At 45.2% G+C, this 12,898-nt stretch carries 12 protein-coding genes; 7 read left to right on the forward strand and 5 right to left on the reverse strand.

The genetic code is table 11. The features are described 5' to 3' along the window. The first annotated feature begins 6 nt into the window (after positions 1–6). Entirely contained in the window at positions 7–429 is a 423-nt protein-coding gene (locus MMB75_RS21290; RefSeq protein WP_017428023.1) for a MarR family winged helix-turn-helix transcriptional regulator, read from the forward strand. A 175-nt stretch (positions 430–604) separates the two neighbouring features. Here the strand turns inward: MMB75_RS21290 and MMB75_RS21295 are convergent, their stop codons facing one another. Continuing rightward, entirely contained in the window at positions 605–1,183 is a 579-nt protein-coding gene (locus MMB75_RS21295; protein WP_016819508.1) for a TetR/AcrR family transcriptional regulator, read from the reverse strand. A gap of 190 nt (positions 1,184–1,373) precedes the next feature. Here MMB75_RS21295 and MMB75_RS21300 point away from each other — a divergent pair, with 190 nt between their 5' ends. Further along, entirely contained in the window at positions 1,374–2,597 is a 1,224-nt protein-coding gene (locus MMB75_RS21300) for an MFS transporter (protein ID WP_045245063.1), read from the forward strand. Between the two features lie 14 nt (positions 2,598–2,611). Here MMB75_RS21300 and MMB75_RS21305 read toward each other — a convergent pair whose 3' ends face one another. Together MMB75_RS21305 and MMB75_RS21310 are read right to left on the reverse strand one after the other, a co-directional pair. Further along, positions 2,612–3,040 (reverse strand): DUF3995 domain-containing protein, encoded by a 429-nt coding sequence (locus MMB75_RS21305; RefSeq protein ID WP_277510532.1) that lies wholly within the window; start codon positions 3,038–3,040, stop codon positions 2,612–2,614. A 13-nt stretch (positions 3,041–3,053) separates the two neighbouring features. Further along, positions 3,054–3,608: a TetR/AcrR family transcriptional regulator gene (locus tag MMB75_RS21310; protein WP_016819511.1), complete on the reverse strand. Its 555-nt coding sequence runs from the start codon at positions 3,606–3,608 to the stop codon at positions 3,054–3,056. A 548-nt stretch (positions 3,609–4,156) separates the two neighbouring features. On the opposite strand from MMB75_RS21310, the gene thrS reads away from it, so the two are divergent. Continuing rightward, positions 4,157–6,070, forward strand: coding sequence for a threonine--tRNA ligase (thrS, locus tag MMB75_RS21315; protein WP_016819512.1), 1,914 nt, complete (start codon positions 4,157–4,159; stop codon positions 6,068–6,070). Between the two features lie 155 nt (positions 6,071–6,225). Here thrS and MMB75_RS21320 read toward each other — a convergent pair whose 3' ends face one another. After that, a complete protein-coding gene (locus MMB75_RS21320) occupies positions 6,226–7,026 on the reverse strand; it encodes a GTP pyrophosphokinase (RefSeq protein WP_016819513.1) in 801 nt (266 codons plus the stop codon). 277 nt (positions 7,027–7,303) lie between these two features. On the opposite strand from MMB75_RS21320, the gene MMB75_RS21325 reads away from it, so the two are divergent. Genes MMB75_RS21325 through MMB75_RS21335 form a run of 3 tightly spaced genes read left to right on the forward strand, consistent with a single transcriptional unit; the run spans position 7,304 to position 9,452 of the window. Further along, positions 7,304–7,765 carry an S-ribosylhomocysteine lyase gene (locus MMB75_RS21325; RefSeq protein ID WP_013369209.1) on the forward strand — a complete coding sequence of 154 codons (462 nt, stop codon included), beginning with the start codon at positions 7,304–7,306 and terminating at the stop codon, positions 7,763–7,765. A 5-nt stretch (positions 7,766–7,770) separates the two neighbouring features. After that, positions 7,771–8,541: an SDR family NAD(P)-dependent oxidoreductase gene (locus MMB75_RS21330; RefSeq protein ID WP_016819514.1), complete on the forward strand. Its 771-nt coding sequence runs from the start codon at positions 7,771–7,773 to the stop codon at positions 8,539–8,541. 29 nt (positions 8,542–8,570) lie between these two features. Continuing rightward, on the forward strand, positions 8,571–9,452 hold the full coding sequence (locus MMB75_RS21335) for a MetQ/NlpA family ABC transporter substrate-binding protein (RefSeq protein ID WP_016819515.1): 882 nt from the start codon (positions 8,571–8,573) through the stop codon (positions 9,450–9,452). Positions 9,453–9,519: 67 nt separating this feature from the next. Here MMB75_RS21335 and MMB75_RS21340 read toward each other — a convergent pair whose 3' ends face one another. Then, entirely contained in the window at positions 9,520–10,359 is an 840-nt protein-coding gene (locus MMB75_RS21340; protein WP_045245060.1) for an AraC family transcriptional regulator, read from the reverse strand. 239 nt (positions 10,360–10,598) lie between these two features. On the opposite strand from MMB75_RS21340, the gene MMB75_RS21345 reads away from it, so the two are divergent. Beyond that, positions 10,599–12,782 (forward strand): alpha-galactosidase, encoded by a 2,184-nt coding sequence (locus MMB75_RS21345; RefSeq protein WP_045245059.1) that lies wholly within the window; start codon positions 10,599–10,601, stop codon positions 12,780–12,782. Positions 12,783–12,898 lie beyond the last annotated feature (116 nt).

A 12,898-nucleotide genomic window follows, 5' to 3' on the forward strand; every position in this document is an offset into this window, starting at 1 on the left:
TATTTGATGAGAAAAAAACCGATTGGAAAGCTAATTTCCCACCTGTACCGTCGAAATCAAAAAATACTGTCCAAAAAACTGGCTCCTTATGGAATCGGCAGTGGGGGACAACACAGTTTCCTAAAGCTGATTTTGCAGCGGCCGGGCATTACACAGGAGCAGCTGACGAATGAACTTAAATTTGACAAGGCAACCACGACACGCTCTGTAAAACAATTAGAGGAATCAGGCTACATTGAACGTAAAACGGACCCCAATGATCGTCGTTCCCAACTTGTGTCTCCTACGGCCAAGGCGTTAGAATTCGCTCCTGTCTTACAAGGGATATTGGACGAGCTCAATGCCGGTCTTGCCCGCAATTTATCCGAAGAGGAAGAGGACCTTCTAATCGACTTACTGCAAAAGATTAGTACAGATCCTGACGAATAAATAAATCAGGAGTTAGCATAGAGGATCGGCGGGTAAAAGAAAAGGAAAAAAGAAGAAAGAAAAAAGAAAAAAGAAAAAAGCAGCCATTCTCAGAGAATACCCAGTGGTGGCTGCTTGGTGCAATCTAAAGGTTTATTGCACGGTAGAAATGATCCCGCTATATGGCATTCGCAATTCAGTCCAAGCTAATCCCTTCAAACGCATTCATGACTAATTGTCGTACATAGGCATCGTCTAATGGATAACCAGTTACCAGCAATCGATAAAAAACCGGCCCATAAATGAGATCGATACATAATTCAACATCGAGATGCTCCTTCAATTCCCCGCGCTCAATTCCCCGCTCAATTAGATGCCTGGCTTCAAGTCTTCGAGGATGGAAATATCGTGTTCGGTATGCCTCTGCTAATCCTGGATCAAGTTGCCCTTCACCAATTAACTCCGTAATGATTTTACCTTCTCGACTGATTAGGAACCGTACTAAATTCGTAGCATGAATGAGAATATCGTCCAATACACGACCTGTGTCGGGTACGGGCAATCTTGCCATGGTAGCTGACAAGAAACCATCCATTACTACGGCAGCTTTGTTAGGCCACCATTTATATATGGTGGCTTTGCTCACTTTTGCTCGCTCAGCAATTTTTTCTACCGTAACAGCCCCAAATCCTTGCTCCAACAGTAGTTCATAAGAAGCGGTAAGGATAGATTTTTGCGACTCAACATTACGCGGACGTCCTCTTTTACTCTGCACTGGAATGCTCACCTTCTTACATAGATATAAGAAAACATAGAAAAGTAAACTATACGTTCAGTATATCAAATATCGGGTAAGAATAAAAATTTGAATTTGTCTATTTACAAAACGAAACGTTCAGTATATTATTTGATTATCGAATTAATGAACTATACGTTCAGTATTTAAATTATTGAGGAGGATTATCATGCAAAGAGAACAACAAGCCGTAGAAGGTAACCGTATTTCAAATTGGATGATGTTTCTGTTGGCAGCAGCATGTGGCCTTATTGTTGCCAACCTTTACTATGCTCAAACTCTGGTAGGGCCTATTCATGTGGCGCTGGGTCTTTCTTCCACAACAGCGGGCTTCATTGTCACCTTAACTCAAATCGGTTATGTTGTGGGATTGCTGTTTATCGTACCGATTAGTGACATTATTGAAAATCGACGTCTAATGATCGTATCGCTCATCATTACAGTCTGTGCATTGCTCGTTGCTGCCTTCGCCCCCAATGCCACGTTGTTCCTTACTGCATCCTTGTTCATTGGAGTTGGATCTGTAGTTGCCCAAATACTGGTGCCGTATGCTACCTATTTAGCATCCGAAGAGCAGCGCGGACGGGTTGTAGGGAATGTTATGAGTGGACTCCTGCTAGGGATTATGTTCGCACGTCCATTGGCAAGCTTCATAACCAGCATCTGGGGATGGCAAGCCGTATTTATTATGTCAGCCATTGTTTTGACGTTGTTGACGATTCTCCTGTCGAAAGCACTTCCGGAGCGCAAGCCTGTGCCTACGGTATCTTACAGTAAACTGATTTTCTCACTAGGTACTCTGTTCAAACAAACGCCTGCATTGCGCCGGCGTGCCCTGTATCAAGCCTGCTTATTTGGCGCCTTCAGCCTGTTTTGGACGGTTGTTCCTCTACGCTTGGCGGATGATTTCGGCATGTCTCAGCAAGGGATTGCACTGTTTGCTTTAGTAGGTGTAGGCGGCGCAATAGCTGCTCCGATTGCCGGGAGATTGGCTGACAAAGGCTGGAGCAAAGTATTAACCGGGCTAGCTATGGTCATTGCCGCCTTGTCCTTTTTGGTCATCTATATTTTTCAAAGTCATTCGACGGCTGCGCTCATCCTTCTCTTTATTTCAGCCATTACACTGGATATGGCTGTATCGGGAAATCTTGTGCTTGGACAGCGTGTTATTTACTCCTTGGGAAGTGAAGCGAGAGGGCGTCTGAACGGATTATTCATGTCTATCTTTTTCATAGGTGGAGCGATTGGATCATCATTAGGTGGTTGGTCTTACGCATTAGGTGGTTGGAATTTAAGTGCTCTGATTGGAGTCATCTTGCCTGTGCTGGCTTTACTGTACTTTTTCACTGAGAAAGAAACGAGTGGAGACGTACGAAAGAAACAAAACGGGTAAAGATCATCTTTAGGCTATGCCGTACGCAAAAGCATGATCATTAAAATGGCTGTTCCCAAGAGAAAACAAAGGGGCGAGTAGAGCACGGTGTCCCATTTTGCAAAAACAGTTCCTTTTTTTCTCTTGAAGAACCCAACCCATTTGAAATCTCCTATTGAACGTAAAATAAATAAGCTCGACAACAAGCCTGCACCGTAGGAATAGAAGGAATGAAAAAACCGAAATGGTACAACTCCCCCTAGCTGCAGGACGAACCAAGCGGCTAAAGCTAGTAAAAAGGCAACAATTGATGTCCCTATTTTGGAGGGTTTAAAGAGCAAATCCGTTCCCGTGCTTGGGATCGCTGCCTTAGCGCCTGTTTGTCCGCCGAATACCCAATATACATGCATGCCGCTCAGTATAAATAAAATTCCGCCAACTGCCCATGTAAGTAACTCCAACATCTGACTTCCCTCCTTAATTTGAAATCCACTCTGTCCAAATCATATGAATATGCTGCTGAATGGCTTCTTCACTTAACGTCTCTTGCTTGTGACGCTCATACCAACCCAAGTAGTAATGGTACAATATCCATGATCTCTGAAAGGCTTTTTCTGGCTGCATTCCCTTCTGGATTAAAAGCTCTTTCATAAACTCCATTCTCATCTGTTCAACTTCATCGAGTAAAGCACGGTAACTATCATCCTTCAATGACAGCCTGCGTAGATAAAACAGAAAATCTCCCCGTTTCGTCTTGCCGAACATCTGGGTTAGCACTTCTCGAATCCGCTCATCTGCGGCAGCATGGGTGATGGACGCGGCCATAACCTGTTGCGTCGTCTGTGCCTTCCATGTCTCTACAATCTGTCGAATATAGCTGCTGCGATTGTTAAAATACCAATAAAAACTGCTCTTACTGCACCCTAAAGCAGCGGCCATTTTTTCAACAACAAGTTGATCGATTCCACCCTGCTCAAAACGTTCCATTCCTTTTTGAATCCATTGTTCTTCTGTGACAATAATCTTAGGCATCTCTCGCGCTCTCTTTATGTACGGTATCGTCTAGATAAAATGATTTTACAATGGTTTTAGTGGTGTGTAAATATAAGCCGATTCGTCTCCACAGCCAGATGATCAATAACGGGCATAAAATTACATAAACGCCCACTTGAAATACCTGTGAATTTGAACTATAATGCTGTAGCATATAGTAATATTCAAGGCATTGACCAAAGACATGATTTCCTTGAAGGGCCGTTCAGAGAGAAAAGCCAAGGCTGAGAGCTTTTCCGGCAACCGCATGTGAAGTTACCCCTTTGTAGCCGTGACGTTGAACGTGTAACTGTTTAAGCTGGCAGTGACATCAGTAAGCGCCCACCGATTTATCCCCGTTAACGGATACCAATGGAGGGCCACGCAGGTCGTGCATGAGCATGTTCCGATGAACATGAATGTACGTACAGCAGCGAGCCGAACTAGGGTGGAACCACGAGCTGAACGCACTCGTCCCTTGAGGGAGAGAGGCGTTTTTTTGCGTTCAATTTTGATATAGCACACAATTTGAAATGGAGGCTTTAATCGTGAGTATTCAAGTGAAATTGCCGGATGGAGCCGTACGCGAGTACGAGCAGGGTGTATCCATCGCCGACGTGGCGGGTTCGATCAGCTCCGGTCTGAAAAAGAATGCAGTAGCAGGTAAAGTGAACGGGAAGGCTGTAGATCTGAACACCGTTTTGGATCAGAACGTTGACCTTGAAATTATTACGCTGGACAGTGCGGACGGCCTGGAAATTTATCGTCACAGTACAGCGCATTTGCTGGCACAGGCGCTCAAACGCATTTACGGTGAGAAAAACGTGAAGCTGGGTATTGGTCCGGTCATCGACAGCGGCTTCTACTATGACATTGATATCGAAAACCCATTGTCCGTTGACGATCTGGCGAAGATCGAAAAGGAAATGACGAAGATCGCGCAGGAAAATCTGCCGATTACACGTCGTGTGGTCAGCCGTGAGGAAGCCACTCGCATTTTTGGTGAACTGGAAGATCCATTGAAGCTGGAACTGATCCGTGATTTGCCGGAAGAAGCGGAAATTACGATTTATGATCAAGGCGAATTTTTTGACCTGTGTCGTGGTCCACATCTGCCATCAACTGGCCGTATCAAAGCGTTTAAACTGTTAAGTGTAGCGGGCGCATACTGGAGAGGCGATTCCAACAACAAGATGCTGCAACGTATCTACGGAACAGCTTTCCCGAAGAAAGCGCAACTGGATGAGCATCTGCACTTGCTGGAGGAAGCGAAAAAACGCGACCATCGCAAGCTGGGTAAGGAACTGGAACTGTTCATGTTCTCCGAAGAAGCACCTGGCATGCCGTTCTACCTGCCTAAAGGTATGGTTGTCCGTACTGCGCTGGAAGATTACTCCCGTGACATTCAACGTCTGCATGGCTATGAGGAAGTACGTACACCGCTGATGATGAACAACCGTCTGTGGGAACAATCGGGACACTATGACCATTACAAAGAAAACATGTACTTCTCCGAAGTAGATGAAACTACATTTGCTCTGAAACCGATGAACTGCCCGGGGCATATGCTTGTGTTTAAAAATGAACTTCATTCTTATCGCGACCTGCCGATTCGTATATCCGAATTTGGACAAGTGCATCGTCATGAGCTGTCCGGTGCGTTGAACGGTATGATGCGTGTTCGTACATTCTGTCAGGATGATGCGCATATTTTCGTGACACCAGAACAGATTGAAAAAGAGATTACAGACGTAATCAAGCTGATTAACGAAATGTACAGTGTGTTTGGCTTTGAATTCACAGTGGAATTGTCCACTCGTCCAGATGACTTTATGGGTGAGCCAGCGCTGTGGGATCAAGCGGAACAAGCTTTGCAAAACGTGCTGGAACATCTGGGCATGAACTACCGTATTAATGCGGGAGATGGAGCATTTTATGGTCCAAAAATTGACTTCCACATTCTCGATGCACTCAAACGCAGCTGGCAGTGCGGAACAATCCAATTGGACTTCCAAATGCCTGAGAAGTTCGACCTCACTTATGTGGGCGAGGACAACCAGAAGCACCGTCCAGTCGTTATTCACCGTGCCATCTACGGTTCGATTGACCGCTTCATGGGCATTCTGACTGAGCATTTTACAGGTGCATTCCCATTGTGGTTGGCTCCTGTTCATGCGAAGCTGTTGCCTGTATCCGAGAACTATATCGAGACTGCCAATGAGGTGCAGGAAGCGTTGCTGAAAGCGGGTCTGCGCGTCGAAGTGGATACTCGGAATGAGAAGCTTGGTTATAAAATCCGTGAAGCGCAATTGGAGAAGGTTCCATACATGTTCGTTATCGGGGAAAATGAAAAAACAACCGGTACTGTAGCTGTGCGTAAACGGGGCGAAGGCGATCTGGGATCATTCAGCATTGCGGACATCGTAGAGAAAATCAGCACAGAGATTCACGAGAAGCAGTAATATTGGATTAAAAAATATATAAAAGAGCCGTCAAAACCATGATCATAGTGGTTTTGACGGCTCTTTATTTATACATCATACATAAGTTCCTAAGCTCCAGCACGAGAGAGGGAACAGCCTCGATTGAATGCTTTAGTTATCCTGTGCCTGTATGCCTAGCACGTCTGCGACCGAGAAGTGGCGTGATCTGCGGGGAGGGAAAGTGCCTTCAAAGCTGACTCCTCGGCTCGTTTGACCGAGGCCTCTTCCACATCCTGTTCCTCGCTAAGCGATAAAATTTCGCCACGCAATTTGAGCATTTTCTGATCCAGTTCGTAGGTTGCACGTGCAGCTTCGGTCAACCCGTTAACCACGTGTTCGGGCACTTTCTTATCAAACTTATAGTACAAAATATGCTCCATACTGGCCCAGAAATCCATAGCCAATGTGCGCAATTGAATTTCGACCTTAATCCAGCGTGTGCCCTCAAACAGGATTAGCGGAATCTCCACAATGACATGTAGGCTCTGATAGCCGTTGGGCTTAGGATGGGCAATATAGTCCTTGACCTCTAGAATCCGAATGTCTTCCCGTGTGCGGAGGTGATCCATCAGACGATAGATATCTTTGACAAAAGCACATACCACGCGCATGCCTGCGATATCATGAATTTCACGCAATATATTGTCCAGGGTGACCTCATGCCCTTTGCGCCGAACCTTTTCCACAATGCTGTGGGGTTCTTTGATCCGGGTTTTAATGTGCTCAATCGGGCTAAAACCATCTATCAGTTTCCATTCCGTCTGGATCAGCTTAATTTTATTCTTTAACTCCTCCAGAGCGAGTTGATAAAGGACGGGAATCTTTCTCCATTCCTCTAGTTGCTTGGCGTCAACACTGTTCTGGTCCAGCTGTAGCTGAAATTCCTGCAAGGGCAAAGGGACAGCATTCAAGTGCTTCCAATCCGGTTCATTCACAGAGCATTCTCCTAAATGAGGCTTACGATGTCCTCGATCTATTTCGTAAAAATGGATTACCGTATATATTGTACACTATGTCAAAACGTACAGGCAAAGGAGAGACGGACAAAGAAATAAGAAATAAAATAATAATTATAGTGGTAAAACCGAGTAATCCGATGTATAATTGCAAAAATGCTGATTTAAAGCATTAAATTTTTTCGAAAATAGCACAAATGTTGAGTAGTCGTTATTAGATCAAAAATATAAATTATAGAAAATGAGGATGAGCAAAATGGCAAAAGTAGAAAGCTTTCAATTAGACCACACGATTGTAAAGGCTCCTTATGTAAGAGCAGCGGGAGTAGAGCATGATGAAAAAGGAAGCACGGTACAAAAGTATGACTTGAGATTTCTGCAACCGAATGAAGACGCACTGCCAACAGCTGCTGTACATACGCTGGAGCATTTATTGGCGACGTATCTGAGAGACGAAATCAAGGGAATTATTGATATTTCTCCAATGGGCTGCAGAACGGGATTCTACTTGATTTTATGGAATGAACACGAGCCTGAGGAAATTGCACTTGCTTTGGAAAAAACGTTGAAGAGAATTCTGGAAACGACAGAAGTCCCGGCTGTTACTGCTTTGGAATGCGGGAACTATAAGGACCATTCTCTTTTCTCCGCGCAGGAATATGTGAAGATTGTGTTGGAGGCTGGCATTAGTCGCGATCCTTTCAAAAGAGTATTTTAAAATCTATGATTTCAATAGACCTATCTCATCAGACAGCAGTAGTGACAGGCGGTAAGTCGGGTATAGGCAAGGGGATTGTAGAGCTTTTCATTCAAAGTGGAGCTAAGGTGATTTCTGCTGATATTTCATATGAAGAGCCGTATAGAGTGATCAATTCACAGTTGGTTGAAACTCAATTGGACATATCCAAGCCGGATGATATCGAAAGATGGTGCAATCTGCTAATCAGCGAAACGGGAGTTCCTGACATATTGGTGAACTGCGCAGGTACTTCTACGATGGATTATGTCATTGATAGTGAGTTGGCTGATTGGGAGAAAGTATTTTCGATCAATTCAACCGGGCTGTATGTAGCGTCCAAACGGTTTGCCAAGGAAATGGTGGATGCGCGTAAACCGGGGCGAATTATCCAAATTGCTTCACAGGCTGGAAAAAATGGATATCGGGCTATGGGCGGATATTGTGCATCCAAACATGCGGTTCTCGGCTTGACCAAGGTGATGGCCATTGAGCTTGCTCCGCATCAAATTTTGGTGAATGCGGTTTGTCCAGGTATCGTAGAAACGCCGATGAAGCATCGTGAGCGGATTGAAGGGGGCGTCATTCGCGGAATGACCGCCCAGGAGATATATGAAGAAGATTGTTCGCAGGTACCATTGGGGAGAACCGCCGAGGTAGAGGATGTCGCCAATGTGGTGCTGTTTTTGGCAAGTCCGCTCTCCGCATATATGACAGGACAAGCGATTAATGTTACAGGTGGAATGACGATGCACTAGCATACTAGCATGATCTGGGGGAAAACAACATGAAGAAATCGTTCGTTTTACTATTAGGGATTAGTTTATTACTCGTAGCCGCAGGGTGCGGTAATAAAAGTACAGACAGTAATGGCTCCAGCTCCGCTTCCGGTGCGGAAACGCAAAAGGTAGTCATTGGCTCCATGGGGTCTGACGCGCAGATTTGGAAGCATATTGCTCAATCCCAGGCCGCCAAGGATGCCAAGCTGGATATTGAAGTAAAGGAAATTAACGGTGGAATCGAAACGAACAATGCGACTAAACAAGGCGATGTGGACGTAAATGCATTCCAATCGTGGGCATATCTAGTGAGCTATAACAAAGAGAGCAAAGCCGATTTGAAGGCGATAGCCACTACTTATCTGGAGCCGATGGGGATTTATTCGCAAAAGTTCAAAAGTATTGATGAAGTGACCGACGGAGCGCTGGTGGCTCTGGCGGACAATCCGGCGAATACAGCAAGAGGTTTGAAGCTGTTGGAAGCATCCGGTTTGATTAAACTTAAAGCTGACTTTAATGATGCTTTAGGTACAGTCAATGATATTACGAGTAACCCAAAAAACTTGAAATTTGAACTCATCGACGACAAAACTGGTCCACGCGTGATTCAAGATGTAGGCTTGGTGTTGATCGGGAACACGATTGCTTTAGAAGGCGGTCTGAATGTACTGAAGGATTCCTTGTTCCACGAAGAGATCAGTCAGGCAACAAAGAACAATATTAACGTTCTGGTAACTTCATCGGATAAGGCAAACGATAAGGGACTACAAAAATTAGCGGATCTCTATCATAACGAGGATACTCAAAAGTACATTAAGGATGAATTTGGCGGTACCAAAGTAGAGGTTAAAGAACCTGTTTCTTATTTGGAAGGACAAACTGCAAAATAAACATAAAAGAGGTCAGCCAGTTTTCTGGTTGACCTCTTTTATTCGTTAGAGGCTTCTACTGGTAATTTCAGTAGTCGTTTTGCATTTGAGCATGGGTTTCGGCTCGATAATGTTTGGGAGAGAATCCCTTTACCTTTTTAAAAATTTTTGAGAAGAGTAAAGGGTCATTATAGCCGACTGAACGGGAAATATCGCCTATCGAAAGTTCAGCGTTACCCATCATTTCACAAGCTTTGTTGATCCTGTAGCGAATCAGATAGTCCTGAATGCTTGTGCTTACTCGTTGTTTAAATAACGAACATAAATAACTCCGATTGAGTCCGATAAAATTTGCAATATGCTCAATGGTAATTTTCTGAGCATAATTCATTTCGATAAAATCCTTCACTTTTTCAACGTAAATTTCCGCCCGACCTTCCTTTTGTCCAGAGAACGTTGCCGGACTGAACTCAATTAGCTCCGATAACATTGAGTAAAGCAGCCCGGCCAATCTGGTTTCCCGAGCTTTATGATACCCACTTGATTCGTTCATTTGCTGCAAATACTGATAAATCAAATGCTCTCCTTCAAAGTAGAGGATTGGGGACATCATCGTCAGGCCTGCCTGCTTGAGGAGTGTTTCTGCCAGTGACCCGTTAAAACCAAACCAGCAATAAGACCAAGGATTCACTACATCGGCTTGATAATAAGTGATGACTTGCGGGCAGATTAGGAACCATTGTCCTTTCCGTAAGCGATAACTGAACCCACCGACCTCGAAGGTACCCTCCCCGTCCAAAATATAATGGAGCAGATAGTGATCTCTTATAGCAGGTCCAAAAAAGTGACCGGGTATGCATTCCTCTATGCCAAACTGAGTTAGATACAATTCAGAGTGATGTTTACTACGTGGCAAATACTCAATCACGGTATATCTCCTTATGTAAATTATCAAGCATTATAACATAAATAGTGAGTACCATGCCATGTACTTCATATCTAAAATTAATATATGATTTCTATAGAACCTATTGCTATATCATTGAATCTTATCAAGCTTTACACCATATGGACTTAGTTGATGGCTGTTACAAAAGGGTTGTTCTAAGTGCCATTTTAGGTGTGGATCTCCGATGATTATTATCTAAGAGAGGGGTTATTTTCCCAATGGGTATCATTGTTCAAGAGCAACCGGGGCTGTTTCATTTGCAGTCGTCGGGCATGAGTTATATTATTCAGATTGTCGATGGATTTCCTGTGCATGTATACTGGGGAGACAGGTTGAAGCACCGTGAGCCCATGGCTGATCTATTGCTTCACACTCCCGCGACGGCTGGATTAGATCGGCTGCCGCAAGAATACCCGCAGTATGGGAGTGGAGACTTCCGTACACCGGCGTATCAAGTAGAGCTTGAGGATGGAACACGCATCACGGAGTTAAAGTACGATGGTTACCGGATCATTAAGGGAAAGCCATCTTTACCCGGGCTTCCGGCCGTTTATACCGAGAATGAAGCCGAAGCGGATACGTTGGAACTGGAATTAAAAGATGCCTTTTCAGGTCTTAAAGTGGTTCTTCTTTACACCGTCTTCGCGGATCGAAACGTAATCGCTCGTTCGGCTCGTCTAAGTAATGCGGGGGAACAAAATCTTCGACTCCTCCGCGCGCTAAGTGCCAGTGTCGATTTCGCGGGGAAAAGCGATTTAGAGTTCATGTATCTTTCGGGAGCATGGGCACGGGAAGGGAATATTACCCGCAAACCGATTCTTCAAGGTGAAACCCGAATTGATAGTAAAAGGGGCATGAGCAGCCATCAACTCAATCCTTTTACTGCATTAGTCACGCAGGAGACCACGGAAAGCCAGGGTGAGGCATTCGGCTTTAGCCTTGTGTACAGCGGAGGCTTTGAGGCGGGAGCAGAATTAGATTCATTTGGCTCTACACGGTTTAGCATTGGCGTAAACTCGTTTGACTTTTCATGGTTACTGAATCCAGGGGAGAGCTTCCAAACGCCAGAAGCCGTTATGGTTTATTCCGGTCAAGGACTGGGAGAAATGTCGCGTACATATCATCGCTTGTATCGGACTCGGCTTTGCCGAGGGACATATAGGGATGAAGAACGCCCTATTCTGGTCAATAACTGGGAGGCTACCTATTTTGACTTCGATGCGGATAAGTTGGTATCGATAGCCAAAGAGGGAGCTGAGCTAGGCATCGAACTCTTTGTCTTGGATGACGGTTGGTTCGGCAAACGGGATTCTGACAATTCGTCTCTCGGTGATTGGTACGAGGATCGTCGGAAGCTGCCAGACGGACTGGCCGATGTTGCCAAACGTATCAATCAGCTGGGTCTTAAATTCGGACTCTGGTTCGAGCCGGAGATGATCTCCCCAGATAGTGAGCTGTACCGGAAGCATCCAGACTGGTGCCTTCATGTTCCAGGGCGGCGACGTAGCGAAGCCAGATGGCAGCTGGTGCTGGACTATACTCGCAAGGAAGTACGCGATTACATCTACGATTCGCTGGCGGCCATTTTCTCCAGTGCCCCAGTCTCTTACGTGAAATGGGATATGAATCGCTGCCTGACGGAAATTGGTTCCGCTGATCTGCCGCCGGAACGCCAATCCGAGACTGCCCATCGCTATGTTCTTGGATTGTATGAGCTGTTAGAGCGCGTCACCACCGAATTTCCGCATATTCTTTTTGAGAGTTGCTCAAGTGGTGGAGGACGTTTTGATCCAGGCATGCTTTACTACATGCCTCAAGTCTGGACTAGTGATAATACCGATGCGGTGGAACGCCTGAAGATTCAATATGGAACTAGCCTTGTCTATCCCGTAAGCGCCATCGGAGCCCATGTGTCGGCCGTTCCGAACCATCAAGTTGGACGCATAACGCCCCTTGATTTTCGAGGTGATGTCGCCATGTCTGGAAATTTTGGATATGAGCTTGATCTCACGAAATTTACTGATGAGGAAAAAGAGACGGTTAAACGTCAAGTCACAGCATACAAGCAGATTCGTGGCTTAGTACAGAAGGGTGACTTGTATCGCTTAAAGAGTCCGTTTGAACATAACGAGTCGGCTTGGATGTTTGTTTCCGAAGACCAAGAGGATGCCGTCGTCTACTATTTCCAAGTGATGGCTGTCCCGAACGCGCCTTGGCGAGCTCTGCGCCTTGATGGACTAAATCCAGAGCTCGAATATGAAGTTCAGTCAGGAAATAGCGGGCAAAAGTCTATCCATGGGGGGGATAGGCTTATGAAGTTGGGCCTCCCTCTTGTCTATAGACAGAAAGACTATGAAAGTGGATGGTTCAGGCTTCGGGCCATAAAGTCCAGCAAGGCTTAGGGCTTAAAGGATCAGTACAACAGTACAATTGGCGAAAGATAGAAAACAATTGATTGAGTTATGCATGCCCCTTTTTGTATGAAAAGGGGTATTTTGCGCGTATCAGCGTACTGATC

Source organism: Paenibacillus sp. P2(2022), from assembly GCF_029522175.1.
GTDB lineage: Bacteria > Bacillota > Bacilli > Paenibacillales > Paenibacillaceae > Paenibacillus > Paenibacillus polymyxa.

What these genes read in the sequence shown, in the direction of transcription:
- MMB75_RS21335 (WP_016819515.1), top strand. Translation starts at nt 8,571, where the DNA reads ATGAAGAAATCGTTCGTTTTACTATTAGGGATTAGTTTATTACTCGTA.
- MMB75_RS21305 (WP_277510532.1), bottom strand. Translation starts at nt 3,040, where the DNA reads ATGTTGGAGTTACTTACATGGGCAGTTGGCGGAATTTTATTTATACTG.
- MMB75_RS21310 (WP_016819511.1), bottom strand. Translation starts at nt 3,608, where the DNA reads ATGCCTAAGATTATTGTCACAGAAGAACAATGGATTCAAAAAGGAATG.
- MMB75_RS21330 (WP_016819514.1), top strand. Translation starts at nt 7,771, where the DNA reads ATGATTTCAATAGACCTATCTCATCAGACAGCAGTAGTGACAGGCGGT.
- MMB75_RS21345 (WP_045245059.1), top strand. Translation starts at nt 10,599, where the DNA reads ATGGGTATCATTGTTCAAGAGCAACCGGGGCTGTTTCATTTGCAGTCG.
- MMB75_RS21290 (WP_017428023.1), top strand. Translation starts at nt 7, where the DNA reads ATGAGAAAAAAACCGATTGGAAAGCTAATTTCCCACCTGTACCGTCGA.
- MMB75_RS21325 (WP_013369209.1), top strand. Translation starts at nt 7,304, where the DNA reads ATGGCAAAAGTAGAAAGCTTTCAATTAGACCACACGATTGTAAAGGCT.
- MMB75_RS21300 (WP_045245063.1), top strand. Translation starts at nt 1,374, where the DNA reads ATGCAAAGAGAACAACAAGCCGTAGAAGGTAACCGTATTTCAAATTGG.